We start from the raw sequence: 26317 nt of genomic DNA on the forward strand, positions 1-26317 counted from the left end.
CCCCGATGACTGAGACGGCCGAGACGGCTGAGACGACCGAACAAGAACTGACCGACAAGGTCGTCGCGAGCTTCGACACCGCGAAGGACGAACGGTTCCGCGAGGTCATGCAGGCCCTTGTACGGCACGCCCACGCGTTCGTGCGGGAAACCCGGCTCACCGAGGAAGAGTGGGGCGCGGCGATCGAGTTCCTCACCGCGGCCGGTCACATCACCACCGACACCCGCCAGGAGTTCGTCCTCCTCTCGGACGTCCTCGGCATCTCCATGCTCACCGTCGCGGTGAACGAACCGGGCCTCGACGAGTCGACGGAGTCCACGGTCCTCGGCCCGTTCTTCGTCCAGGACTCGCCCGAGATCGAGCTCGGCGGGGACATCGCGGGCGGCGCGACCGGTGAGCCGGCGTGGGTCGCCGGCCGGATCACGGACACCGACGGCAATCCCGTCCCCGGGGCCCGCGTCGAGGTGTGGGAGGCCGACGACGACGGCATGTACGACGTCCAGTACGACGACGGAACCCTGGCGGGGCGCGCGCACCTGTTCACCGACGCGGAGGGCCGCTACCGCTTCTGGGGGCTCACCCCCACGCCGTACCCCATCCCGGACGACGGCCCCGTCGGCCGGCTCCTCGACCACGCCGGCCGCTCTCCGATGCGTGCACCTCACCTGCACTTCATGGTCACGGCACCGGGCTTCCGGCGTCTCATCACCCACATCTTCGTCGCGGGCGACCCCTGCCTGGACGCCGACTCCGTCTTCGGCGTGAAGGAGTCCCTCATCCGCCCCTTCGGCCGTCACGAGGCCGGAACACCGACGCCGGACGGGCGGCAGCCGGCGGGCTCGTGGACCTCGACGACCTTCGACATCGTCCTCAGGGAGGAATAGGAGCCGCGCCACCTCCGCGGGCGGCAGACCCCACGCCCGTCGTTCACGTACACAAACTCCCCGTACGCGGAGACGTACGGATGTTGGCTTGTTGCTGCACACCTCTTGACGCGTTCGGCGCTGTCGACTCAATAATGAGCGTCCACATATCTAAACGACGTTTTCGCTTATGGACGTGAGTTGAACAGCGCGGAGGAACAGTGACCGATCCAGGCCCAGTGCGCACTCGTTCGATCGCTGGTCTCCGCCGGGGGCGAACGGCGGGTGCGATCACGTCCGTCGTCGTTGTGCTCGCCGCCTCCGGATGCTCGGTGGCCGGTGCCGACCCCATCGGTGAGGGCCCCGGCACCCTGCGCGTCGTCCTGCCCGAGGAGCCACCGACCCTCGAGCCGTGCGACGCCTCGCTCACCGCGACGGGCCGGGTGACGCGCGCCAACATCACGGAGGCGCTCACCGAGCGCGATCCGTCCACCGGGCGACTGGAACAGGCCCTGGCCACCAAGTGGACGCGCAACTCGCCCACTTCATGGACCTTCATCCTCCGCAAGGGGGTCAAGTTCCATGACGGTTCCGCGCTCACGGCCGCGGCCGCCGCGTTCTCCATCAAGCGCGCCACGGACTCAGACATCGACTGCAACGTCGACGGATACATCTTCACGGACAGCGAAGTCACCGCAAAACCGGTCGACGACACGACACTTGAGGTCACCACGGCCGAGCCGGACCCCATCCTCCCGCTGCGCCTGTCCTTCGTCGAGATCGTGCCGACGAGTACGGACCCCAAGAAGAGGGTGCGCGAGCCGATCGGTACCGGTCCGTACCGGATCGACGAGTGGAGCCAGGGCCGCTTTCTGCGCCTGAAGCGCTTCCCCGGGTACTGGGGCAAGACCCCCGACTTCGCCGCCGCCAAGTACGTCTGGCGGGCGGAGGGCAGCGTGCGCGCGGCCATGGTCACCAACAACGAGGCGGATGTCGCGATCGGACTCGCTCCCGAGGACGGGGCGGGCGACCGGGCGGTCGAGTTCACCACCAACGAGGTCTCCTACCTGCGGATGGACGCCACGAAGGCACCCCTCGACGACGTCCGGATCCGACGGGCCATCAACTACGCCATCGACAGGGAGGGGTTGGTCACGGCGGTCTTCTCGGGGCGGCCGAGCGGCCAGCTCGTGTCGAAGGGCGTCACCGGATACAACCCGCGTGTCCGGCCGTGGTCGTACGACCCGGAACGCGCGAAGGAACTCGTCGCCGAGGCCCGCGCCGACGGAGTACCGACCGACACCACCATCACCATCATCGGCCGCAACGGCATCTACCCGAAGGCCGCCGAGGCGATGGAGGTGGTGCAGGACGGCCTGCTCAAGGCAGGCCTGAAGGTCAAGATCAAGATGCTGGACGTCAACGCCTGGCTGGAGTACCTGCTGCGGCCCTTCCCCAAGGGCATGGGCCCCACCCTCCTCCAGGCGCAGCACGGCAACCAGGCGGGAGACGCCGCGTTCACGATGGGACAGATCTACGGCAGCAAGGGCGCCCAGAGCAGCTACGGCACCGCCGAACTCGACGCGCTGACGACGAAGGCGCAACTCGCCTCGGGCGACGCGCGGCAGAAGGCGTTCGCGGACGCGTTCGCCCACCAGAACGACGAGGTCGTACGGGACGCCGTGATGGCCAACATGACCGGCATCCTGGCCCTCTCCTCGCACGTCCGTTACCGACCGGACTCGGCCACCAACGACGAGATGCGGCTCTCCGACATGCGCCGCGCGGACTGAGGGAGGAGCGAAACCGATGTTCACCATGCTGCGCCGCCGCGCGGTCTCCAGCGTCATCCCCCTGCTGGTCGTGGTGCTGGGAGTCTTCTTCCTGGCCCGCCTCACCGGGGACCCCGCCAATCTGTACCTCCCGCTCAGCGCGACACCCGAGATGAGGGAGGAGTTCGCCGCCCGCAACGGTCTCGACCAGCCGCTGATCACCCAGTTCGGCGACTATCTGGTCCAAGTCGCGCACCTCGACTTCGGCGAATCGCTGCGCACCGCCCAGTCCGCGAGCGACGCGGTGCTGCGGGCCTTCCCCGCCACCCTCCAGCTGGCCGGGTGGACGATGCTGCTCGCCATCGTGGGTGCCGTGGTGATCGGCAGCCTGGCGGCGTACCGGCCCAACTCGGCGACCGACCGGGTCGCGAGCTTCCTGTCCTCGACGGCCGCCAGCGTCCCCGACTTCTGGTTCGCCATCATGGGGGTGCTGATCTTCGCGGTGACGCTGAGCTGGCTCCCCACCTCCGGTACGAACGGGGCGGCCGCGTGGGTCCTGCCCGTGGCCACGCTGCTCATCCGGCCGTTCGGCGTACTGGTCCAAGTGGTGCGCGGCGCCATGGTCTCCGCCCTCTCCGCCCCCTATGTGAAGGTGGCGCGCAGCAAGGGCGCCCGCGAATCGCGGGTGGTCTTCGGGCACGCCCTGCGCAACGCGGCCGCCCCCGCGCTCACCGTCGCGGGCGACCTCGCCGTCGGGCTGGTCAACGGAGCCGTCGTCGTCGAGACCATCTTCGGCTGGCCCGGCATCGGCAAGCTCATGATCGACTCTGTTCTTCAGCGTGATTTCGCGGTACTGCAGGCCGCCGTGCTGCTGACCGCTCTGGTGATCTTCGCGCTCAACATCCTCGTGGACATCTGCCACGCGATCCTCGACCCGCGTGTCCGGCAGCGGGCGGCGGCGTGAGTCAGGAAAGTGACATGCTCCAGAAAAACGTCCAGAAGAACGACGCCCAGCAGAGCGGCGTCCCGAAGAACACGGACAACGCCAAGGACAGCGACCCGAGTTCCGGGACCGACCCGGTACCGGTGTCGGCGCGGCGGAAGTGGCTCGCTCTGCTCCTCCAGGACCGATTCGCCTGCGCGGCGGCCCTGATCCTGTTGGCCGTCGCCTTGTGCGCCGTGCTGGGTCCGCTGCTCATCGGGGACCTGGCGACGCGTCAGAACCTGCGTGATCCCAACCGGGAGCCCTTCAGTCTCGACCACGGCTGGGCCTTCGTCCTCGGCAGCGACTCCCTGGGGCGGCCCGTCGCCGCCCGGCTGATCACCGCGGCCGGGACCACTCTGTCCGTGGCCGTGCCCGCCGTGCTGTGCTCACTGGTCGTCGGCTCGGTCTGGGGCATGTGGGCGGGCTATCACGGCGGTTGGCGCGAGAACGTGTCCCTGCGGATCGCCGACGTGATCCTCAGCTTCCCCTCTCTTCTGCTGGCCGTGGTCGTGCTGTACGTGTTCTCGCCGAGCGCCGCGAACATCGTGCTGGTCCTGGCCGTCGCCCGGATCCCCGTCTATCTGCGCACGGCGCGGGCCGAGTCCGCGGAACTGCGCAGCCGGCTGTTCATGGACGCCGCCCGCACCTTCGGCACCAGCAGTTGGGCGACCATCCGACGGCATGTCGCCCCCACCGTGTTGCCCACGCTGCTCACCGTCGCCGCGCTCGACTTCTGCTTCGTGATGCTGACCGAGTCGTCGCTGAGCTTCCTGGGGATCGGCATCCAGCCGCCGGACGTGAGCTGGGGCCTGATGGTGGCCCAGGGGCGGCAGGAGTTGCAGAGCGCGTGGTGGATCGCGGTCTTCCCCGGTCTCGCCATCGTCATCACGACCGTCTCGGCGACCGTCCTCGCCGCCTGGGCCCGGCTCTCGACCGACCCGGGCCAGCGCTGGAGGCACGGCCTGCGCCGCGGCGGCCGACGTCTGGGTCGCCGTCGTCCGGCAGCCGGGGGCACCGGCGCCGGTCGCCGTCCTGCGGTCGAACCGCACCTGGCCGTGGCAGGGACGGAGGTCGCATCGGACCCGACCGTGAGTGGGACGGAGGTCGCACCCGACCCGACCGTAAGTGGGACGGAGATCGAACCAGCCACGGTCGCGGCGGAGACAGGATCCGAAACGACTACAGCCGTGGCCGGGACAGACACCGAAACCACTACGGCCGTCGCCGGGACAAGCGCCGAAACGACAACGGCCCCAGCGGGGACGGAGACCGAGCCCACGCCCCTGGCCGGGACGGGGAGCGAGCTGCCCCCGCCCCTGGCCGGAACAGACATCGATCCGGCCCAGGCCCCAGCGGGGGCAGGGGCCGAGCCGGCCACTGCCCTGGCCGGGACTATCGCCGAACCCACCCCATCCCTGGCCGGGACGGGGATCGAACCGGCCCCGGCCGACTCGCCGACGCGGGCCGACACCCTGGCCGTGGACGGTCTGTCGGTCGACATCCGAACCGCCGCCGGCCCCGTCCCCGTCGTACGCGGCGTGAGTTTCGCCGTGCGGTCGGGTGAGACGTTGGCCCTGCTGGGCGAGTCCGGATGCGGCAAGAGCATGACCGCCCATGCCGTCGCGGGCCTGCTCGATCCGGCCGCCGAAGTCGTGGGCGGGCAGGCCCGGTTGGACGGCGACGACCTGCTCGCGCTCGGAGCCCGGGCCAGGCGCCGGCTCGCGGGCCCGGGCCTGTCCATCGTCTTCCAGGACGCGCTCAGCGCCCTCAATCCCGTGCACACGGTCGGGGCACAGCTCGCGGAGCCGTTCCGCATCCACGAGAGGATGTCCCGGCGCGCCGCGCGGGCCCGAGCGGTGGAGTTGATGGAACGCGTCGGCATCCCGGAGGCACGCTCGCGCGCCAACGCCTACCCGCACCAGTTCTCCGGAGGCATGCGCCAGCGGCTGCTGATCGCGATGGCGGTCGCGTTGCAGCCGAAGGTGCTGCTCGCCGACGAGCCCACGACGGCCCTGGATGTGACCGTGCAGGCCCAGATCATGGACCTCCTCCGGGAACTGCGGAGCGAGCAGCAGATGGCTCTGGTCCTCATCACCCACGACCTCGGCCTGGTCGCCGAGCACGCGGACCGGGTCGCCGTCATGTACGCGGGCACGGTCGTGGAGACCGGACCGGTGGCCGAGGTGTTCGGCAAGCCCAACCACCCCTACACCCGCGGCCTGTTGGAGTCGGTACCGGCCGAGCAGCGCAAGGGATCCCGGCTGAACTCCATCCCCGGCAGCCCGCCCGACCCGCGCTCCATGCCGTCCGGTTGCGCTTTCCGTATGCGCTGTCCGATGGCCCGCGAGCTGTGCGCCACGCACCGGCCGACGCTGGCCGGTACCGGCACGGACCGCGCCGCCGCCTGCCACTTCGGGAAGGAACTGGCCGATGCCTGAGCCCGGATCGAACGGAACGAACGGAACGAAGGGAACGAACGGATCGAAGGGAACGAAGCTGCTGGAGGCCACTGGCCTGGCCAAGAGCTTCACGGTGCCGCGCACCGCGAAGGGCAGCACCAGGCTGCGCGCCCTCGCAGGCGTGGATCTGAGCCTGGGACGCGGCGAAACGCTCGGCCTGGTCGGCGAGTCCGGCTGCGGCAAGACCACGCTGGCCAGGGTCCTGCTGATGCTGGAGCGTCCCGACGAAGGCACCGTACGGTTCGACGGAGTGGACCCGTTCGCGTTGTCGGGGCCGAAGCTGCTCGCCTGGCGCCGCAAGGTGCAGATGGTCTTCCAGGACCCGTTCGGCTCGCTCAACCCCCGGCTGTGCGCGGCGGATCTGATCAGCGAGCCGTGGCTCACCCACCGCGACCTCGTACCCGCCGCGAAGCGTGCGGCGCGCGTGGCCGAGCTGCTGGAGATGGTCGGGCTGCGCGCCTCCGACGCGCGCCGGCATCCGCAGGAGTTCTCGGGAGGGCAGCGGCAGCGGATCGGCATCGCACGGGCCCTCGCGCTGGAGCCCGATGTCATCGTCTGCGACGAACCGGTCTCCGCGCTGGATCTGTCCGTGCAGGCGCAGGTGCTCAACCTGCTGTGCGATCTGCGGGACGAGCTGGGTCTGTCGTACGTGTTCATCTCGCACGACCTGTCCGTCGTGCGGCACGTCGCCGACCGCGTCGCCGTGATGTACCTCGGCAAGATCGTGGAGACGGGCCCCGCCGAGGATCTCTTCGAACGGCCGCAGCACCCCTACACGGCGGCGCTCCTGTCGGCGGCCCCGTCGCTGGCGGCCGGGGGCAGGGCGAAGAGGGAGCGCATCCTGCTCACCGGCGAGATCCCCTCACCGGCGGACCCGCCCTCCGGGTGCCGGTTCAGGACCCGGTGCTGGCGCGCGGAAGACCTCTGCGCCGAAGCCGTCCCCACGCCACCGCTCGGAGCCCCGCTCCACACGGCGGCATGCCACTTCCCACTGGAGGACGCACTCACGCCCACCTCTTGACTGGCCGTACGCCGGACGCGCCCCGCTTGACTGGCCGTACGCCGGATGCGCCCCGCTCAACTGGCCGTGCGGCGAATGCGCCCCGCGTACCGCTTCTCCAGCTCGAGGTTGCCCTCGTACCCGCCGGGCACGTTGGCGGAGACGTACACCGGCGGCCGCGTCCCGGCGGCGAGCAGCAGTGAGGCGGTGTCGGCGACGGTCATCTGGACGAGCATCACCCCGGTCAGGGTGGACAGGGCGCAGACGGCGCCACCGCCGGGGAGTTCGAGGAGCGCGTCGCCCCGGGGCGCGGCGTTGTCCAGGACGACGTCGGCGATGCCGGCGAGCTTCCTGCCGCTGGGGTGGGAGGCGGGGACGGCCCGGGTATGGCTCAGCGAGGTGATGGCCAGCACCCGGTGGCCGCGCTCCTTGGCGCGCAGTGCCATCTCCACGATCACGCTGTTCACACCGGAGTTGGAGATGATGACGAACAGATCCTCCGGCTGGGGCGCGGCGAGGTCGTAGATCCGTTCGGCGACGCCGGGTTTGCGCTCCAGGAGCGGGTCGTCGAGGACGCTCGGGTCGTCGCCGCCGTACAGGACGAGGTCGGCGATGCTCAGCCGGTTGGTGGGCACCAGTCCCCCGGCGCGTCCGGCGAGTTCGAGGACGAGGGCCTGGGAGTGCCCGGTGCCGAACGCCTGGATGACGCCGTCCGTACGCACGCAGTGAGCCATCAGCTCGGCGGCACGCCTCACCTCGTCCCGGGACGATGCGGCGATCCTGTCCAGGACGTCCAGGCCCTCGCGCGCAAACCCGTTGGCGTTCACTGAGTCGACGGACACTCGACACTCCCCACCGGTGGATGAAACCACCATCTCTTGCGAGCTTACTTGAATGAATAAATCATAGGTCGCGATCGACAGGCAACGCCCAGCCCACCGGCGCCCCCGCCCGGCCCCGGCCCGGCCTGTCCCACGAGCACCTTCGGTCCTGAGATTCAATCTGCGAGATGGTCGGTGGCTGATACATTCTCAGCTGCACCGCAGGCACCACCGAGGAGATCGGGTACCCATGGAACGGACCGGCGTCGGCAACGGAATGCCCCGGACGGATGTCACCACGTTGATCCGCACCGAGCTGCCCCGGCTGGCCGGCTCACTCCGGAAGGTGGGCGAGCTGATCCTCGAGGACCCCTCGGCCGTCACCCACTCCTCCGCCGCCGAGCTGGGGCGCCGCACCGGCACGTCGCAGGCCACGGTGACCCGGTTCTGCCGTGCCATCGGCCTCGACTCGTACCAGCATCTGCTGATCGAGCTGGCCCAGGAGCGGGGTCGCGGCGAGGTGTCCGACTGGGGCAGCGCGGAGATCGGTCCCGACATCTCCCCGGACGACGACCTCGAACGCGTCGTCGCCATCGTCGGCAGCGCGGACCTGCGGGCGGTCCAGCAGACGATCGACCGCATCGACCTCGACGCGCTGGAGCGCACGGCCCAGGCCGTCGCCCGCGCCCGCCGCATCGACGTCTACGGAGTCGGCGGCAGCGGCGCGGTGGCCCAGGAGACCGAGACCCGGCTGTTCCGCATCGGCTGCGCGGTCCGCGGCTGGAACGAGGTGCACGGGGCAGCCACCTCCGCCGCGCTGCTCACCCCGGCGGACGTCGCCATCGGCATCTCGCACTCCGGGGCGACCCGGGAGACGATCGAGCCCCTTGAACTCGCCAAGGAGCGCGGCGCCACCACCGTGGCACTCACCTCCGACCCGCGCTCGCCGCTCGCCCGGGCCGCCGACATCCGGCTCATCTCCTCGTCCTCCTCGGAGACCAACTTCCCTGGCCGCACCGGCAGCATCGGCGGCCGACACTCCGTGCTCGTCCTCATCGACTGCCTCTACGTCCGGGTCGCCCAGCTCACCTACCAGCGCGCGAGCGCCTCACTGGCACTGACCGACCACATCACCCCGCAGCATTCGGTGAAGAGCCGCCGAACACGGTGAACCGACCCGATCATGCATGAATGAACCACCGAGCAGTCGCGATGATGGTTGTTTGAATCATCCCCTCGATGCCAGGATGGGGCTCCGCCGAGCACTCTCGTAGGAGCCCCATGCGCGTGACCTCTGTCGAGTCGACCGAACTCTTCGTCGGAAGCACCGAGCAGCCGCGCCAGGTAGTGGCCGTCGAGTTGAGCCACACCCCCGGCCGGACCGTCCGTCTCACCGTCGAGGGCCCCGGTGTCGCCGGAGAGGCCGTCGCGACGGCGGCCGAAGACGGCACCGTGCGCGCCGAGATACCCGTGCTGACCGGCCTCGCCCCCGGCGACCGCCGCGACATCTCGGTGACGGCCACTGATGGGGACCAAGTGGCCGTGCACAGCGCCGAGTTCACTGCGGCCGAGCCCGGTTGGACCATGTTCATGGTCAGCCACTTCCACTACGACCCCGTCTGGTGGAACACCCAGGGCGCGTACACCGAGACCTGGGACGTCGCCGACGATCCGGCCTCGACCGGTCTGCCCGCGCGCACCTTCGACTCGCGCGGCCAGTCCGGCATGAGTCTCGTGCGGGCGCACTGCGACCTTGCGCGCCGCGATCCGGCGTACACCTTCGTGCTCGCGGAGGTCGACTACCTCAAGCCGTACTGGGACTCCTTCCCGGAGGAGCGTGCCTTCCTGCGGGAGCTGCTGCGCACCGGCCGTGTCGAGATCATGGGCGGCACCTACAACGAGCCCAACACCAACCTCACCGGCGCCGAGGCCACCATCCGCAACGCCGTCTACGGGGACGGGTTCCAGCGTGCCGTCATGGGCGCGTCGCCGGAGACTGCCTGGCAGCTGGACGCCTTCGGCCATGATCCGCAGTTCCCCGGTCTGATGGCGGACGCGGGGCTGTCCTCCAGCTCGTGGGCGCGCGGCCCCTTCCACCAGTGGGGCCCCACCCTCTCCGTCTTCGGTGAGGAGCCCCGGGATCCACAGCGGATGCAGTTCCCGGCGGAGTTCTCCTGGATCGCCCCTTCGGGCCGCGGGCTGCTGACCGCGTACATGGTCAACCACTACGGCGCGGGCTGGGCGATCGACAACGCGCCGACGCTGCCCGAGGCGGAGGCGGCCGCCCTCAAGCTCTTCAAGGGGCTCAAGAAGGTCGCGCTCACGCGCAACGTGCTGCTGCCGGTCGGCGGGGACTACGCGCCGCCGTGCCGCTGGGTCATGGACATCCACCGCGACTGGAACGCCCGTTACGTCTGGCCACGCTTCATCAGCGCCGTACCACGCGACTTCTTCGCTGCCGTGCGGGCCCAACTCGACGCCGAGGGACGCAGGGCCTCGCCGCAGACCCGGGACATGAACCCGGTCTACACCGGCAAGGACGTCTCCTACATCGACACCAAGCAGGCCCAGCGATACGGCGAGACGCTGCTCGCCGACGCCGAGGCGTGGGCGACACTCGCCTCGCTCGTCACGGGACGCGCCTACCCGGACGCGGCGCTCGACAAGGCCTGGCGGCAGCTGATCTACGGCGCCCACCACGACGCCATCACGGGCTCCGAGTCCGACCAGGTCTACATCGACCTGCTGACCGGCTGGCGCGAGCTGGCCGACCTCGCCGAGACCGTGCACGCCGACGCGACCGACGCCTTGGCCCGGAAAGTCGCCCCGCTGCCCGGCGGCGGCCCGGACCTGGTCGTCTTCAACTCCGCGACCTGGCAGCGGCGGGACGTCCTGACGGTCGCCGACCCCGGGCTCGTCCCGCTCGACGACACGGGCCTCCCACTGCCCGCCGTACGGGAGGACGGCCAACTGCGTGTGATCGTGCCGGACGTGCCCGGCATGGGACTCAAGGCGCTCCCGCTCGGGCGAGGCGCCGTCTCCGAGTGGGTGCCGGGCGAAGGCGCCACGATCCGCAACGAGTTCTACGAGCTGACCGTGGACCAGGAGCGCGGCGGCGGGGTCAGCCGACTGCGCGCCCTCACGGAGGGCGGGCGTGACCTGCTGCGCGCCGGTGACATCGGCAACGAGCTGGTCGTGCAGGAGGAGTATCCGCGGCATCCCCGCTTCGGTGAGGGCCCTTGGCATCTCACCCCGACCGGCACCACGGCCGCCCGCAGCCGCGACGTGACCGCCGACGTGCGGGTCGAGCACTCCCCCGCCGGCTCCCGGGTCACCGTCACCGCGGACCTCGGCCTCTTCCGCTACACGCAGCGGCTGTGCCTGTGGAAGGGGGTCGAGCGGCTGGACGTGTCCACCACCATCGACGGGTTCGACGGCGCCGACCGGCTGATCAGGGTCCGCTGGCCCTCCGACGTGCGGGGCGGGCTGCCGGTGCACGAGGTGGCCGACGCCGTCATCGGGCGCGGGTTCGGGTTCGTGGAGGTGGACAGCGAGCGATTCCCCTGGACGTTGGACAACCCGGCCAACACCTGGTTCGGTCTCGGCTCCACGGCCCGTGCCGAGATCCGGGACGACACGGGCACGCTCCTCGGTCACCGTTCGATCGGCGTCGCCGAACTCGTCTACGCCTCCTGGGACGACGCCGGCGAGCTCGGCACTCCGCTCGCCGCCGCGCTCGTCCGCGCGGGCGTCACGGCGACCTCGACGATCGCCGACGGGCCGCGGTACGGGGACCTGGAGATCGACTCCAACCTGCCCGACATCCGCATCGCCGTCGGCGGCCCCGAACGCAACACCGTCGTCGCGGAAGCCCTCGGCTGGGACCCCGCCGCCGGACGCGAGCTGCGCCGACAGCTGACCGAGCGGGGCGTGGCGGCCGTCTGGGTCGCGCCGCGCGCGAGCCTGCGCGAGGAGTGGGTGCCCGGAGCCGACCTCCGGGACCTCGAACGGCTGCCGCTGCTCGTGGTGGCGGGCGCCCGTCCGGAGGACGACGGCAAGGCGGTCGACGCGCTGGTGGCCGACCTGGACGACGCCGTCCTGCTGGCCACGGCCGCGGGCGGCGGCGAGGCCCTGCCACCGGGCGACGCCTGGGACGGCCGCAGTTTCGCCGTCCTCAACCGCGGTACGCCCGGCTGCGTGGTCACCTCCTCGGGTGACCTCTATATGTCCTTGATGCGCTCGTGCACCGGTTGGCCCTCGGGCATCTGGATCGACCCGCCCCGCCGTACGGCCCCCGACGGCTCGGCATTCCAACTCCAGCGCTGGTCCCACACCTTCGAGTACGCCGTGGTGGGCGGCGAGGGCGACTGGCGCGAGCTGGGACTGCCGCGGACCGGCCACGCGTACAACCATCCGCTCACGGCGCGGCTGCGCGAGGGCTCCGCGGAGGAGGCCCCTGTGCTGCCGAGGCGGGCGACTCTGCTGGGACTTGAACCGGAGGGCGAGGTGCTGCTCGACGCCCTCAAGCCGGCCGGCTCGCCGCTGGCCCGCGGCAGCGTGGCTTCGGCGGACCCGGGGCACGGCGTCGTCGTACGGATGCACGAGGTGTCCGGCCGTCCGGTCCGGGCCCGCGTGCGCGGACCGCGCGCATGGACGGCCGGAGCCCGCGCCGACGTCCTGGAGAACCCCGGGGCGCCGCTGGCCCCCGACGAGGCCGGTGTCCTGGACGTCGCCCTGACCGGGTTCGAGGTCGCGACGGTGCTGGCGACTCCCGAGAACGCCCACCAGACACCCGATGACTCTCACCAGGAGACAGCGGCCCGCCCCGGCATCGCCGCGCACGAGCCCGCGCAACCCGTCCACACCCGCTACTGGCTGCACAACTCCGGCCCCGCCCCGCGCGGCAACATGCCCGTCGCGGTGTACGTATCGCCGAGCGCGCTCACCGCCTCCGGCCCCGTGACCGCGACGGTCCGCGTCAGCTCGGAGCTCACCGACGCCCCGGTGTCGGGCAGGGTCTCCCTCGGGGTACCGGCCGGCTGGTCCGCCGAGCCCGCCGAACTGCCGTACGCGCTGGGCCCCGGCGGCTTCACCCTCGCCGAGGTCACCGTCACGCCCGCCGCCGACGCCGCGCCCGGCCGCCACTGGCTGGCCGCGCGTCTCTCGTACGGCGGCCAGACGTACGAGGATGCCGTGGCCCTCGACGTGCCGGGCACTGTCCCGGAGGGCGAGCCCGACGGACGTACGGGCCCAACTCTCCTAGCCGAGCTCGGAGTTGAGCGCGTGAGCGTGCGTGCGGGCGAGCTCGGCCGGGTTCCGGTGACCCTGCGCAACCCCACCCGCGGTCCGGTCGGCGGCACGCTGTGGGCGGTGTCGTCATGGGGCACCTGGCCGGGGGTGAGTCCGGGGTGCCAGGGGTTCACCGTGGCCGCCGGGGAGCGGTTGGAGTGCGCGATCGAGGTGGACGGCCGTGCGGTGCCTCCGGGCTCGTACTGGCTGATGGCGAAGATCGCCTGGCACGGCAACGTCGCCTACACCGGGGCCGTCCCACTGGAGGTGTTGCCGTGAACGGACACGGACACGCGCACGCCCACCCACCCGAGGGCGCGGCCGCGCTCGTGCACGGCGACGCCCTCGCCGCCGCGCACGTGGACGCGCTCCTGAAGGCCGTACCGCCCCGCGATCCGGGGACCCGCCCCGACGCGTCGGCGCGTGCCGAACGGCAGCGGCGGCGCTGGGCGACCCAGGTGGTCGTCGCGGACGAACTGGCCCGCCGGGCCTGCGTCGAGCGCGGGCTGAGGCCTCCCGAAGAGGTCCGGCCGTCCCAGGTCCTCGCCGTGGCCGAGGAGGATGTCGCCGACCTCGGCAGCATCGTCGCGGCGGTACTCGCCCACTCCCCGGCCGCGCGCGTCCTGCTCACCGAGTTGGAGAGCGAACAGAACGTGCCCGAGTCAGCCGTACGGGACTACTACGACCGCAATCCGGACCGCTTCCTCACCCGGGACGCCCTGCGGCGCGGCGTCGACCCCTTCGGCGGACCCTTCGATGGGGCCGGACCTGCGGATTTCCTGCCGTACGACGACGTACGCGAGGGCATCGCCCACGAGTTGCGCCGGACGGCGGGCCGGCGTGCCTTCTTCGCCTGGCTCGACCGGGCGCGCGCCGGGGTGGTGTTCGCCGCCGGGCACGAGCACCCCGGCGACCCGTCCCATCCGGACCACGAGCACCGGCACTGATCGCTTCCGGAACCTAAAAGCAACACGGCACCCCATTGACCTCCGATGAATTCTGGTCCACCTTTTCATCAATCGGAGTCGAAGTTGGTGAATTGAACCAGCCGACCGGGTCTCAGGAGGGCAGCAATGCGCGCAAGAAGACTGACCGGATCCCTGGCCTGTCTCGTCGTACTGACGTTGACGGCCGCAGGCTGCGGCCTCTCCGGCGGCTCCGACGACGGTGACGCCACCGCGGGCGGTTGCACGGTCGACAAGGGCAATGTCGGATCCGGCAAGCTCACCGGCGACGTCAAGGGAAAGATCACTTTCCAGACGACCAACCTGAAGAAGGACTTCGGGGACTTCTTCAACGGAGTGATCAAGGACTTCGAGAAGGCCCACCCCGGCGCCTCGGTCAAGTGGATCGACGACCCCGGCGACGCGACGTTCACCCAGCGCAACGTCGCCGACGCCCAGGGCTGCACCCTGCCGGACGTGATCAACCTCAACGCCGAGACCGCGACGGCCCTCACCAAGAACGGCTACCTGCTCAACCTGGGCGTCAAGGACCCCTCCTCCGGCAAGCCCTTCGTCCCGGCGTTCTGGAAGTCCAGCACCATGAAGGACCCCAAGGGCGCGTCCGTACACACCGTCTTCCCCTGGTACACCGGCGGCGTCCTGCTGACGTACAACACCGACCTGCTGAAGAAGGCGGGGATCGACCCGGACAAGCCGCCGACGACCATGTTCGGGCTGTTCGCCGACTACGAGAAGATCGCCAAGTCGGCCAAGGGCAAGTACTACGCGACGATGGCCAACCCGATCTGGCGGATACCGGCCGACTGGGACCAGATGGACATCAGGACGCTGTCCGCCGACGGCAAGACCGCCACCTTCGCCGAAGATCCGCGGACCACCGAGTGGGTCGCCTGGATGGCGAAGCTGTACAAGGAAGGCGCCATGCCGAAGGACTCGCTGTCCTCCAGCAACGACCCCTCCACGCCGTACAGCCAGGGCCAGGTCGCCTACGGGTCGACGAACCCGAGCTTCGTGCGCTTCGTGAAGCAGAACAGCCCGTCCGTCTACGCCAAGACCGGCGTCGGCCAGCAGCCCTTCGACAAGCTCGGCCACACCACCGGTGCCCCGCAGTACATCGGGGTCAGCGCGACCAGCAAGAACGCCCCCACGGCGCTCTCCTTCGCCAAGTTCCTCACCAACGCCGAGAACCAGACGGCCTGGTGCAAGGACCCGAGCGTCGTGATCTTCCCGACGACCACGACCTCGCTGGACGACCCGTTCTTCCAGAACGCCACCGGCGACGACGCGTTCGCGCAGTCCCGCAAGCTCGTCGCCGAGCAGCTCAAGACCGCCACGGCCTACCAGACCGTCATCTCCCCGGCGGTGCAGAAGGCCATCGTGTCCCAGGTGCAGCTGGCCATGCAGGGCAAGAAGAGCCCCGAGCAGGCGGTGAAGGACGCCCAGGAGAAGGCGAACGAGCTGCTGAAGCAGGGCGGCTGACCGTGGTGACCGACACCGCGAAGCCGGTGTCCGTGCCCGGTACGGAGCAACCCGTACCGGGCACGGCCCCGTCCCGCATCGGCCGGTTCGGCCGCGCCCTCCTGCCCGGCCCCGCTCCCGGCGCCAACGGCGCAGCGCTCTACCGTCGCTGGTGGCTGCCCTGGCTGTGGACCGCCCCCGCCATCGTCTGTGCGGCGGTCTTCGGCGTCTTCCCGTTCCTCAACACGCTGTTGCTGTCGTTCACCGACGCCAAGCCGCTCGGCGGCGCCGCAAGCTTCGTCGGGTGGTCCAACTACACCCGGATGCTGGAGGACTCCGACTTCTGGCTGGCGACCCGCAACAGCCTGCTGTACGCGCTGATCGTGGTGCCGCTGATGGTGCTGCTGCCACTGCTGCTCGCCATCCTGGTGGAGAAGAACCTGCCCGGCATCGGTTTCTTCCGGTCGGCCTTCTACACCCCGGTCCTCGCCTCCAGCGTGGTAGTGGGTCTGAGCTGGCAGTGGCTGCTCGCCGACGAAGGGCTGATCAACACCTCGCTGGAGAAGGCCCATCTGATCAAGGACGCCATCCCGTTCCTGTCGGACTCGTGGCTGATCCTGTTCTCCGCGATGGGCCTGACCCTGTGGAAGGGGCTCGGCTGGTACATGATCTTCTACCTGGCCGCGCTGGGGAACGTGCCGAAGGAACTGCACGAGGCGGCGGCCATGGACGGCGCGGGCGCGGTCCGGCGCTTCTGGCACATCACCGTGCCGGGCGTGCGCCAGGCCATGATGCTGGTCGGCACGCTCACCGGCATCGGATCACTGCGGGTGTTCACCGAGATCTACATGCTCGGCAGCGCCACCGGCGGCCCCGGCGGCGCCGACCGCACCCTGCCCTTCTACATCCGTGACGTCGGCCTCGACCCCCTCACCGGCAACGCCGGCTACGGCTCGGCGGTCAGCGTGGCCCTGTTCCTGCTGACGCTGGGACTGACCCTGCTGGCGCAGCGCCTGACGAAGGAGGACGAGTCATGACGACGGCCGTGCGGAAGCCCGCCGCGCAGCAGCCTGCCGCGCGCAAGCCCCGGCGCCTGTTGCCGCGCTGGCGGGACTACGGCCGCCCCCGGGAGCTGGTCGTCCGCTACCTGCTGCTGTTCTTCGTGCTCGGCATCACCGTCGGGCCACTGCTCTGGCAGCTCCTCGCCTCGCTGAAGAGCACCGGCGAGGACGTCTTCGGCGCGAACGCCTCACTGCTGCCGCACGAGCCGACCCTGCGGGCCTACCGGGCGGTCTTCGAGCAGGTGCCGGTGGCCACGTACATCAGGAACAGCACGATCGTGGTCCTCCTGTCGGTCGGCAGCCAACTGCTGTTCTCCACCACGGCCGGCTACATGCTCTCCAAGCCCAACTGGAAAGGCCGCAAGGCGGTCTGGGTCGTGCTGATCGCCTCGATGATGTTCCCCTTCGAGTCGATCATGGTGTCGCTGTTCCTGAGCATCCGTGACCTGGGTCTTGTCGACAACCTGGTGGGCGTATGGCTGCCCGGGTTCGTCGGTGCCATCAACGTGCTGTTGATGCGCGCCGCGTTCCTGGCCGTGCCGCGCGAGATCGAGGACTCGGCGATGCTCGACGGCGCGGGCGAGTGGCAGCGCTTCCGGTATCTGTACCTGCCGTCCGCGTGGGGCGCGATCCTGGTGGTCACCATCAACACCTTCATCAGCGCCTGGGACGACTTCCTCTGGCCGCTGATCGTGCTGCGCTCGGAGGAACAGATGACGCTGACACTGGGTCTCTCGCGGCTGCAGAGCTCGTCGTTCGGCTACGACCAGCGGGTGGTGATGGCCGGTTCGGTGATATCCGTCATCCCTGTGCTGGTGCTGTTCGTGATCACGCAGCGGTGGTTCTACAAGGGGGTTTCGTCGGGGGCAGTGAAGCTCTGACAGCCCGTCAACCCGCAATCCGCAGCACGGCCGGTACGGCGCTCAGCGCGGCCCGAGCCGATTCCGCGACACGGATCTCCAGGGTGCCGGGCAGCACGGCCGTCTCCAAGTCGGCGCCGACCTGCGCGAGTTGGTCGGCTCCGAGCGGAATGGCGATCGTGCGACTCTCTCCGGGAGCGAGTTCCACACTCCGGAAGGCGCGCAGTTCGAGGGTGCGCGGCCAGACGGGCGTGCGCAGCCGCCGGATGTAGAGCTGGACGACGGTACGCCCGCTCCGCTCCCCCGTGTTGGTGACGTCGACCTCACAAGTCACCGCTTCTGTACGGGTGTTGAGGGTGTCCTGGGAGAGCCTGGGGCCGCCGTACGCGAAGCGCGTGTACGACAGCCCGTGCCCGAAGGAGTAGAGCGGCTCGGCGCTTTCGTCGACGTAAGCCCCGTACTCGGTGTCCTTGTGGTTGTAGTAGACGGGCAGTTGCGCCGCCGACCGAGGGACGGAGACGGGAAGCCGGCCGACGGGCTCGGCGAGTCCGAGGAGGACCTCGGCGATCGCGTCGCCGCCCCACGGGCCCGGGTACCAGGCCGTGAGCAGCGCCGCGGCGCGGTCCGCCGCCTCCGGGACGGCGTGCGGGCGCCCCTGCACCAGGACCACCACAGTGGGGGTGCCGGTCGCCATGACGGCGTCCAGCAGGGCGTGTTGGGCCTTGCCGAGCCGCAGTCCGGCGAGGTCGACGCCCTCTCCGCAGGTCATCTCGGAAACGGCGGTCACTGCGGCACCGTTGGCGGCGAAGTCGGTCTCGGGCGTACGGGCGCTGCTGCCGCCGAGTGCCAGAACGGCGAGGTCGGAGGAGGCGGCCAGGGCAATGGCCTCGGGGACGCCCGAGAGGTCGTCGCCGGTGAGGGCGCAGCCGCGCGCATGACGGACTTCCGTTCCGGGCGGGGCGAGCCGTCGCAGCCCGTCGAGGACGCTCGCACCGGTGCCGGGGCGCTGCGGGGCGGTGTAGTCGCCGAGTTGGTGGGCGGTGGTGGCGGCGTGCGGGCCAAGGACGGCGATGCGGGCGACCGCGGGCCGGACGGGCAGGACGCCGCCGTTGTCGTGGAGGAGGGTGACCGCGCCTCGGGCGAGGGCGGTGCTCAGCTCCCGGCCACGATCCGCGGACGGTGCGGACGGTGCGGACGATGTGGCAGCCAACCGGTCTTCGGCACAAGGCCGTTCGAACAGACCGAGGCGGAACTTCAGGCGCAGCACCCGCGCGACGGCCGCGTCGAGGACGTCCTCGCGCACGAGACCACGTTCGACGGCCTCCTCCAGATGCGTGAAGCCGTCGTCCCACAGGCTGAGGTCGACGCCCGAGTTGAGGGCGAGGGCGCCCGCCGAGACCGTGTCGCCGGTGATACGGGCCAGCCGGTCCACGGCCAGGCCGTCCGCCATGACCAGCCCCTGGAAGCCCCAGCGGCGGCGCAGCAGCCCGTCGAGGAGAGCGCGGTTCCCGGCGCAGGGGGCGCCGTCGACCTCGTTGTACGCGGCCATGACGGCGGCGGCTCCCGCTCGGACTCCGGCCCGGGCGGCGGGAAGGTGGATCTCGTGGAGTTCCCGTGGGCCGAGTTCGGACTCCGCGGAGTTGCGGCCGCCGACGGTCGCGCCCTGTCCGGCGAAGTGCTTGAGCACCACGGCGGCCTTGTCGTCGGCGAACTGCCCGTCCGCACAACCGAGTTCACCCTGCATGCCCCGTACGAGGGCCTCGGTGAGGCGGGCGGCCAGGTACGGGTCCTCGCCGAAGCACTCCTCGGTACGGCCCCAGCGGGGGTCGCGCGCGAGGTCGAGGGCGGAGACGAGGGCGACATGGCCGCCGCGGGCCCGGAGTTCGGCCGCGGCGTGGGCGGCAGCGCACTCGTACAGCTCGGGATTCCAGGTGGCTCCGACGGCGAGGTTGACCGGCAGGACCGTGCCGTCCAGGGCCATGAGGCCGTGCGGGACCTCCTCGACGAGGAGCGCCGGGATGCCGAGGCGGCTGCGGTCCATGACATGGCGCTGCACCAGGTCGGCGAGCGCGGCGCCGTCGGCAGCGCCGGCTCCGGTGGAGTGGTCGACCCCGGACCAGGCGTCGGCGCGCAGCAGTCCGTACAGGGCGCCGAGACCGGCGAAGCGCTCGGTCTCGGCATACAGCGCCTCGGTGAGCTCGAAGCCGTCCGGTGTGCGGCGGTAGGCGTCCCAGCCGTACATCCGCTGGTTGAGCTGGCCCACCTTTTCCCGCGGCGTCATACGGGCGAGCAGATCGGCGACACGGGCGTCGACGGCGGCGTCCGGGTCCAGGTAGAGGGGGCTCTGCGCGGTGTGGCTCGTGGAAGCGTCGGGTGTCTGCTCGGCCCTGGCGGCCGCGTGTTCCGGGGTCGGCATGCGGCCGGTTCCTTCCGTGGTGTTCTCGCGGGCGGTTGCGGGGGCGTGACCGTCAGGTGGACGGGGCTGAGGGTGCCGAGCGGCCGTACCCGAGCCGGGCGAGGGCCACGGCGCCGCGGCAGCCGTCGGCCACCCAGTCGAGCGTCAGGCCCAGGGTCTGGAGGCGACCGCTGAGGGGAACCGTCAGGGGACCTTCGGGGCCGAGCAGCCCACCGGTGGCGACGATCCGCTCGCCCGGGCGGGGATCGAGGGCGCGGATGGTGTCCAGCAGGTGATCCGCCGCCTCTTCGAGGATCGCCTCCGCGACGGCGTCCTTGTCCCGGGCGGCCTCGGCCACCAGCGGCGCGAGGCGGGCGAGGCGGATCGGCGGATCGGCCATGACGGCGGGCAGCAGATGCATGCGGTAGGCCTCGCGGTGCTCACGCGACCACTCCGCGTCGGCACGCGGCCGCTCGCAGGTGGCTTCGGTGCTGTCGGCGCTGCTGTTGGTGCTGCTGGTGCCGCTGGTGCCGTTCAAGCCTGCCGCGCCGCCGTTCGGCAGTACCTCGGTCGGCACTCCCACCGCCCGCCCGACAGCATCGGCCAGCGCGGTCGGCCCGCCGCGCCCGTCCGCCATGCGCAGCGCCGCCCGTACCGCGCTGCGGCCGATCCAGAAGCCACTGCCGTCGTCTCCGAGCAGCCAGCCGTCGCCGTCGACGGTCACCACGCAGCGGCGGTCGCTGATGCGCATCGCGACCGCGCCGGTGCCGGCCACCAGGGCCAGGCCGTCGGCCGGGGTACCGGGTGCGGAGGCGAACGTCGCTTCGATGTCGCTGCTGACGCCGATCGAGTGTGCCGCGATGCCCAGGCGCCGCAGCGCGGCGGTGAGCGCGGCCAGGGCGTTGAGGCGTCCGGGTTCTTCCGGGGAGGTCTCCGCGGCGCCCGCGAAACCGCCGGCCACGGCGACGACCCTCGCGCGGGCCCGTTCCGGCACCGCCCGGGCGATGGCCTCGGCGAGGTGGTCGGTGAGCTGCGGAACCGGGACGGTCAGGGCATTGCCCGGTCCGGCGGCACCCTCGCCGAGCACGCGTCCGTCCTCGGCGGTCGCCAGGACGGCACGGGTGCGGGTTCCTCCGGCGTCGAGGCCCACTACGAGATCCCGACCTGGATCCTGGTTCAAATCATTGTTCATTGGCGACCATGGTGGTTGATACATTCGCGCAGGACAAGCCCCGACCGCGCGTCGGAACAGGATTTCCCATCCCCGAATACCCCGATTCCACCGCCCGGGTCGGAACTCCGAGGAGGACCCCATCAGCACTCCCCCCGCATCTGCCGCGTCCACCGCGCCCGCGCCCCACTTCGGCGTGAACTACACGCCCCGCCGCGGCTGGTTCCACTCCTGGCACGACTTCGATCCGGCCCACGCCCGCGAGGACCTCGCCCAGATAGCCGGACTCGGCCTCGACCACGTCCGCGTCTTCCACCTCTGGCCGCTCCTGCAGCCCAACCGCACGCTCATCCGCACCGCCGCCGTCGATCAGCTGGTGCGGCTGGTCGATCTGGCGGCAGAGGCCGGTCTCGACGTCCTCGTGGACGGAGTGCAGGGTCACCTGTCGAGCTTCGACTTCTACCCGGAGTGGACGCGCACCTGGCACCACCGCAACGTGTTCACCGACGCCGAAGCCATCGAGGCACAGGCGGAACTGCTGCGCACCCTGGGCCGCGCCCTGGCCGACCGCCCCAACCTCATCGGGCTCCAGCTCGGCAACGAGCTCAACAACCTGGTCGAACACAACCCGGTGACGGTCGAGGAGGTGGACCACTACCTCGACACGCTGCTCGCCGCCGCCCGGGACGGCCTGTCCGCCGCCGCGCCCGGCCGCCTGGTCACGCACTCCGCGTACGACGCGGCCTGGTACGGCGACGATCACCCGTTCACCCCCGAGGCGTCCGCGCGCAAGGGCGACCTGACCACCGTCCACCCGTGGGTCTTCTCGGGCGACTGCGCGCGCCGCTACGGCCCCCGCTCCCCGCAGGTCCTGCACCTCGCCGAGTACGGAGTGGAGCTCGCCAAGGCATACGCCGAGGACGCGACCCGGCCGGTCTGGGTCCAGGAGACCGGCGCGCCCGAGCCGCACATCCCGGCCGCCGACGCACCGGAGTTCGCCCGCGCGACCGTGCTGAACTCGGCCGAGTGCACGGGGATGTGGGGCGTGACCTGGTGGTGCTCCCACGACCTGGACCGCTCCCTGGCCGACTACCCGGAACTGGAGTACACCCTGGGCCTCTTCGACTCCGCCGGCCGCACCAAGCCGATCGCCACGGCGTTCGCCGACGCCATCGCCGAAGTGCGCGCCAAGCCCCGGCCCGGACAGCCGCGCGAGACGGCCCTGGTCCTGGACTGCACGCCCGCCACCCGATCGGTGTCGGGTCCCGGAGGCTCGTACTTCGAGGCATGGATGCGGCTGCGCGACCAGGGCGTCCGCCCGGCGGTGGTCCTGGCCTCGCGGGCTGACGACACCGCGTACCTCGCGGCCCGGGGGATCACGGAGCTCGTACGGAATCCGTGAACACGCCGGGCACGGAAGACGTGACTTCGACGGACCGCGGAAGGCGTGAACGCGCCGGAGAGTGCCGGAGCGCGACAGGGAGCGTGCCGGTGAGCGACTACGAGCCCGCCAGCGCCTCCGCCGCCGCCCGCAGGTTGACGCGGCCGCGCCCGTACGAGCAGACGTGGTCCCCGTCCTCCGGCAACCCGGTGGAGACCCGGACGGCATCCGGCCGCCGTGCCAGGAGCGCCTCGCGGAGGCGGGCCTGCCAGGGGTGCAGCCCGGCGTCGTACGTGGCGACGATCAGCGGGCGGCCCTCGGCCCAGCGCAGGATCCCGGCGACGAGGGCCTCCGGGTCCGCCGGCTCCCCGGTGACCGCTGTCCCCGACGCCGTGGGGTCGACGGCGCGCACCTCGGTGAGCAGGTCCTCGCCGCCCCAGTTGAGCGCGGGGTGCGGCGGCGGGAACAGGTCGACAACGTGGGCACCGGACACGGGGCGCCGCGCGGGCCGGGCGCGCACGGCCCGGCGGGCCGCCTCCGGCCCGGCCTCGGCGTCCCACCCGGCGATCGTGCCGGGACCGGCCGGAGTCGCGTACCGCTCGGCGAGCCGGCGGACGCGCCCCGCGGCTTCCCGTACGCGCTCCTCCGGCAGGGCGCCGGTGCGCAGCGCGCCCAGTACCGCATCCCGGCAGGCGAGCGTGGTCTCCAGGTCCGGTACGGCGACGATGACCTGGTCGGCTCCCGCGGCGAGGGCGATCCGGGCCCCGGCCGCCTCGCCGTAGCGGTCGGCGATCGCCTTCATCTCCAGCGCGTCGCTGACCAGGACCCCTTCGAAGCCGAGCTCGTCGCGGAGCAGATCGCGCAGGATGCGGCGGCTCAGCGTGGCCGGACGGTTGGCGTCGAGCGCCGGGAAGACGACGTGGGCGCTCATGAGCATCGGCACACCCGCGGCGATGGCGGCGCGGAACGCGTCGAGGTCGGGCAGGAGTGCCTCGTACGGGCGCGGGTCGACGGCCGTGTCGTGGTGGCTGTCGGTCACGGTCCCGCCGTGCCCGGGGAAGTGCTTGGCGCAGGAGGCGATGCCGCGCGCCTCGGTGGCGGTGATCCAGGCGCGCAGGTGGCGGGCGACGAGCTCGGGATCGGCGCCGAAGGAGCGGGTGCGCACGATCGGGTTGTCCGGGTGGTGCTGGAGGTCGGCGACCGGGGCGTACGAGGCGGTGATGCCGAGGGTGGCGAGGTGTCCGGCCAGCGCGTCGGCGCAGCGGCCGGTCAGCTCGGTGTCGTCGACGACACCCAACGCGAAGTTGCCTGGGACGTCGGGGGCGCCCGCGCTCACCAGGTGGCCGATGCCGCCGCCCTCGTTGTCGATGGCCACGAGCAGGTCGGGGCGTATCGCCCGCAGCTCGTCGGTGAGCCGGCGTACCTGCTCGGCGTCGCGCACGTTGCGCGTGAAGAGGATGACTCCGCCGAGGCCTCGGTCGATGAGCCGCTTCAGGGTGTGGGGGACGCTCGCGGTGCCGTCGAAGCCCGCGACGAGGCAGCGGTGGGCCGCCTCGTCCAGGTCGACGGGCAGCCCGGGACCCTCGTACGCGGCGGGCACGGTGTGGATCACGTCGACTGTCCTCCGGTCGGATGATGCGAACCACCAAAACATAACCCCAAGGTGAATCAATCAACCAGCCCCCTGTGGGCTGCGCCGATCACAACGATCTTCGTCCGGCGGGCCTGACGCGCATCCGTCGGCTCGGTATGGTCCGCGGCAGCGGTCAGGACCTGATCCGGTACGCCCCGAAGCGATGAGGAGTGATGCACGGTGCCCCCAGACGCCCCGCGCGTGGAGCTGACCCCAGCTGCCGCCGATCTGCTGCGCCGACTGCGGGCCGCCCACGGTCCGCTGATGTTCCATCAGTCCGGCGGCTGCTGCGACGGCAGCGCGCCCATGTGCTACCCGGAGGGCGAGTTCCGGACCGGCGACTCCGATGTGCTGCTCGCCTCGCTGACCGTCGAGGGCGTCGACGAGCCGGTGACGTTCTGGATGTCGCGGAGCCAGTACGAGGTGTGGAGCCACACCCGGCTGATCGTCGATGTGGTGCCGGGAAGGGGCAGCGGTTTCTCGCTGGAGGCACCCGAAGGGGTACGTTTCCTGACCCGTTCGCGTCTCGTCGGCACGTAGTCGTCGTCACGCCACCTGCTCTGTGGTGAACTCCCCTGTGTCCTGGGCCATTTGAGAAGACAGCGGACAGAGAGCAGGGGCAGCGTGAGACGACGCACCGGACGACTCAGAACCGCACTGACGGTCTTTGCGGCTTGGAGCACGCTGGCCGGTGCCGCCCTGGTGGGGGCGGCACCGGCCAGCGGCGCACCGAGCGGCGGCACGCCGGGCTTCAGCCGGCTCGCGCCCGGCGTGAAGTACACCGAGTTCGACATTTCGGCCGCCAAGGGTGTGGCGCACGCACATGTGCTCAGCGTCGATCTCCGTGACCCCCGGGTGAGTGTCGATCTGCTCCAGCCCGGTGCGGTGGCGGCCCGGGCCACCGTCTCGCGGCTGGCCGACGCGCAGGGCGCCGTCGCGGGTGTCAACGGGGACTTCTTCAACATCACCGAGACCCAGCATCCGGGCGTCGAGGCCACCGGCGCGCCCGTCGGGCCGGCGATCGCGAACGGGCGCACGCTCAAGGCGGCGGTCCCGGACGGCCAGCGCTTCGGTCCCGCCCTGCCGCCCGGCACGAGCACCAAGGACGTGCTCGGTGTGGGCACGGACCGCCGGGCCCGCCTCGACAGTCTGGCCCTCGACGGTTCGGTCGCCACCGACGAGACAAGCCTTCCGCTCGGCGGGCTCAACCAGTACGCGCTGCCCGTCGGCTCCGTCGGCGCGTTCACCTCGGACTGGGGCAGCGTCTCCCGGGTGCGCGCCACATGTGGCACGGACACCGATCGGGCCGCGCCCTGTAGTGCGGACACCTATGAGGTGACGGTCCAGGACGGCCAGGTCGTGTCATCGGCCGACACTCCTGGCAGCGGACCCATTGCTTCGGACACCACGGTTCTGGTCGGCCGGGAGGCGGGCGCCCAGCAGTTGCGGAAGCTGTCCCTGGGTGAGCGGGTCGTGGTGCGGCACCGGCTGGTGGCGGCCGCTTCGAAGATCCCGTACCAGTTCGTGGTCGGCGGTTACCCGGTCCTGAGGGGCGGTCAGCCGCTCGCGGGTCTCGACAACGCCACCTCGGCGGTACGCACCGCGGCGGGTATCTCGGACGGCGGCGAACGGCTGTTGCTGCTCGCGCTGGACGGGGCGGCCGAGTTCCGCAGCGGCCTCACCATCGCCGAAGTGGCCGACACCATGCGGCAGTTGGGTTCCGTGGACGCCTTCAGCCTCGACGGCGGCGGCTCCAGCACGCTGACCGCCCGGGAGCCGGGGTCGACGACGGCGACCGTGCGCAACCATCCCAGCGGCGGAGCCGAACGGGCCGTCCCCAACGGGATCGGCGTGTTCTCGCGTCCGTGACCCGCCCACGGGGTTGACCCGCCCGCTTCACCAACGCGGGCTCACGGCCCACCGCGGGCTCACGGCCTGAGGCTGCTGACGATGTCGGCGGTCGCCGTGAGCCCGTTGTGGATGGTCGGCGCCATGCTCGTACTCGCGAGATAGAAGCCGAGCAGGACACAGACCACGGCGTGCGAGAGCTTCAGTGCGCCGTTGCGCAAGAAGACCACCGCCAGGATCACCAGCAGCAGGACCACAGAGATGGAAATGGCCATCGTCAACCTCCTCCGCCACGCCCACACCGCGGCTTTCGGCCGCAAGTGTGGCGTAGCGGGGGGTTCGTCCGGGCGGCTGAC

At 71.2% G+C, this 26317-nt stretch carries 19 protein-coding genes and 1 pseudogene; 15 read left to right on the forward strand and 5 right to left on the reverse strand.

Going from position 1 to position 26317, the window contains the following annotated elements; translation table 11 throughout:
- Window positions 1-5: 5 nt before the first annotated feature.
- The 6 genes and pseudogenes from GAS53_RS00715 (at window position 6) to GAS53_RS00740 (ending at window position 7100) form a co-directional block, all read left to right on the forward strand.
- On the forward strand, window positions 6-884 hold the full coding sequence (locus GAS53_RS00715) for a dioxygenase family protein (RefSeq protein WP_192582883.1): 879 nt from the start codon (window positions 6-8) through the stop codon (window positions 882-884).
- Window positions 885-1102: 218 nt separating this feature from the next.
- On the forward strand, window positions 1103-2656 hold the full coding sequence (locus tag GAS53_RS00720) for an ABC transporter substrate-binding protein (RefSeq protein ID WP_225858637.1): 1554 nt from the start codon (window positions 1103-1105) through the stop codon (window positions 2654-2656).
- Between the two features lie 16 nt (window positions 2657-2672).
- Window positions 2673-3599: an ABC transporter permease gene (locus GAS53_RS00725; RefSeq protein ID WP_151475382.1), complete on the forward strand. Its 927-nt coding sequence runs from the start codon at window positions 2673-2675 to the stop codon at window positions 3597-3599.
- A gap of 14 nt (window positions 3600-3613) precedes the next feature.
- Window positions 3614-4528: pseudogene (locus tag GAS53_RS57540) on the forward strand (ABC transporter permease); the annotation flags it as partial.
- 522 nt (window positions 4529-5050) lie between these two features.
- Complete coding sequence (locus tag GAS53_RS00735; RefSeq protein ID WP_151475535.1) at window positions 5051-6058, forward strand: ABC transporter ATP-binding protein; 1008 nt, start codon at window positions 5051-5053, stop codon at window positions 6056-6058.
- Window positions 6051-7100 carry an ABC transporter ATP-binding protein gene (locus GAS53_RS00740; RefSeq protein ID WP_151475383.1) on the forward strand — a complete coding sequence of 350 codons (1050 nt, stop codon included), beginning with the start codon at window positions 6051-6053 and terminating at the stop codon, window positions 7098-7100. Before GAS53_RS00735 ends, GAS53_RS00740 begins: the two co-directional genes overlap by 8 nt.
- A 56-nt stretch (window positions 7101-7156) precedes the next feature.
- On the opposite strand, the gene GAS53_RS00745 is transcribed toward GAS53_RS00740, so the two are convergent.
- Window positions 7157-7921, reverse strand: a complete 765-nt coding sequence (locus tag GAS53_RS00745; RefSeq protein ID WP_151475384.1) for a sugar isomerase domain-containing protein — start codon at window positions 7919-7921, stop codon at window positions 7157-7159.
- Between the two features lie 256 nt (window positions 7922-8177).
- On the opposite strand from GAS53_RS00745, the gene GAS53_RS00750 reads away from it, so the two are divergent.
- From GAS53_RS00750 to GAS53_RS00775, 6 genes are all read left to right on the forward strand, one after another.
- Window positions 8178-9071, forward strand: a complete 894-nt coding sequence (locus GAS53_RS00750; protein WP_151475536.1) for a MurR/RpiR family transcriptional regulator — start codon at window positions 8178-8180, stop codon at window positions 9069-9071.
- A 110-nt stretch (window positions 9072-9181) separates the two neighbouring features.
- On the forward strand, window positions 9182-13468 hold the full coding sequence (locus tag GAS53_RS00755; RefSeq protein WP_151475385.1) for a glycoside hydrolase family 38 N-terminal domain-containing protein: 4287 nt from the start codon (window positions 9182-9184) through the stop codon (window positions 13466-13468).
- Window positions 13465-14136 carry a peptidyl-prolyl cis-trans isomerase gene (locus GAS53_RS00760; RefSeq protein ID WP_225858638.1) on the forward strand — a complete coding sequence of 224 codons (672 nt, stop codon included), beginning with the start codon at window positions 13465-13467 and terminating at the stop codon, window positions 14134-14136. The genes GAS53_RS00755 and GAS53_RS00760 overlap by 4 nt, the downstream gene beginning before the upstream one ends.
- 126 nt (window positions 14137-14262) lie before the next feature.
- Window positions 14263-15633 (forward strand): extracellular solute-binding protein, encoded by a 1371-nt coding sequence (locus tag GAS53_RS00765; RefSeq protein ID WP_151475386.1) that lies wholly within the window; start codon window positions 14263-14265, stop codon window positions 15631-15633.
- Between the two features lie 2 nt (window positions 15634-15635).
- Window positions 15636-16649, forward strand: a complete 1014-nt coding sequence (locus GAS53_RS00770; protein WP_151475387.1) for a carbohydrate ABC transporter permease — start codon at window positions 15636-15638, stop codon at window positions 16647-16649.
- A complete protein-coding gene (locus GAS53_RS00775; RefSeq protein WP_151475388.1) occupies window positions 16646-17554 on the forward strand; it encodes a carbohydrate ABC transporter permease in 909 nt (302 codons plus the stop codon). The genes GAS53_RS00770 and GAS53_RS00775 overlap by 4 nt, the downstream gene beginning before the upstream one ends.
- Before the next feature lie 7 nt (window positions 17555-17561).
- Here the strand turns inward: GAS53_RS00775 and GAS53_RS00780 are convergent, their stop codons facing one another.
- Complete coding sequence (locus GAS53_RS00780) at window positions 17562-19814, reverse strand: glycoside hydrolase family 3 N-terminal domain-containing protein (protein WP_225858657.1); 2253 nt, start codon at window positions 19812-19814, stop codon at window positions 17562-17564.
- A 187-nt stretch (window positions 19815-20001) separates the two neighbouring features.
- Window positions 20002-21120, reverse strand: a complete 1119-nt coding sequence (locus GAS53_RS00785; protein ID WP_151475390.1) for an N-acetylglucosamine kinase — start codon at window positions 21118-21120, stop codon at window positions 20002-20004.
- A gap of 121 nt (window positions 21121-21241) precedes the next feature.
- Between GAS53_RS00785 and GAS53_RS00790 the strand changes: the two genes are divergently transcribed.
- On the forward strand, window positions 21242-22501 hold the full coding sequence (locus GAS53_RS00790) for a glycoside hydrolase 5 family protein (RefSeq protein WP_151475391.1): 1260 nt from the start codon (window positions 21242-21244) through the stop codon (window positions 22499-22501).
- A gap of 97 nt (window positions 22502-22598) precedes the next feature.
- Here GAS53_RS00790 and GAS53_RS00795 read toward each other — a convergent pair whose 3' ends face one another.
- On the reverse strand, window positions 22599-24092 hold the full coding sequence (locus tag GAS53_RS00795; protein WP_225858639.1) for a glycoside hydrolase family 3 N-terminal domain-containing protein: 1494 nt from the start codon (window positions 24090-24092) through the stop codon (window positions 22599-22601).
- Window positions 24093-24293: 201 nt separating this feature from the next.
- Here GAS53_RS00795 and GAS53_RS00800 point away from each other — a divergent pair, with 201 nt between their 5' ends.
- Both GAS53_RS00800 and GAS53_RS00805 read left to right on the forward strand, forming a co-directional pair.
- Window positions 24294-24653, forward strand: a complete 360-nt coding sequence (locus GAS53_RS00800; RefSeq protein ID WP_151475393.1) for a DUF779 domain-containing protein — start codon at window positions 24294-24296, stop codon at window positions 24651-24653.
- Between the two features lie 84 nt (window positions 24654-24737).
- Window positions 24738-25982, forward strand: coding sequence for a phosphodiester glycosidase family protein (locus GAS53_RS00805; protein ID WP_192582884.1), 1245 nt, complete (start codon window positions 24738-24740; stop codon window positions 25980-25982).
- 59 nt (window positions 25983-26041) lie between these two features.
- Here the strand turns inward: GAS53_RS00805 and GAS53_RS00810 are convergent, their stop codons facing one another.
- Window positions 26042-26236 carry a hypothetical protein gene (locus GAS53_RS00810; protein ID WP_151475394.1) on the reverse strand — a complete coding sequence of 65 codons (195 nt, stop codon included), beginning with the start codon at window positions 26234-26236 and terminating at the stop codon, window positions 26042-26044.
- Window positions 26237-26317 lie beyond the last annotated feature (81 nt).

Source organism: Streptomyces albicerus (assembly GCF_008905045.1).
GTDB lineage: Bacteria > Actinomycetota > Actinomycetes > Streptomycetales > Streptomycetaceae > Streptomyces > Streptomyces albicerus.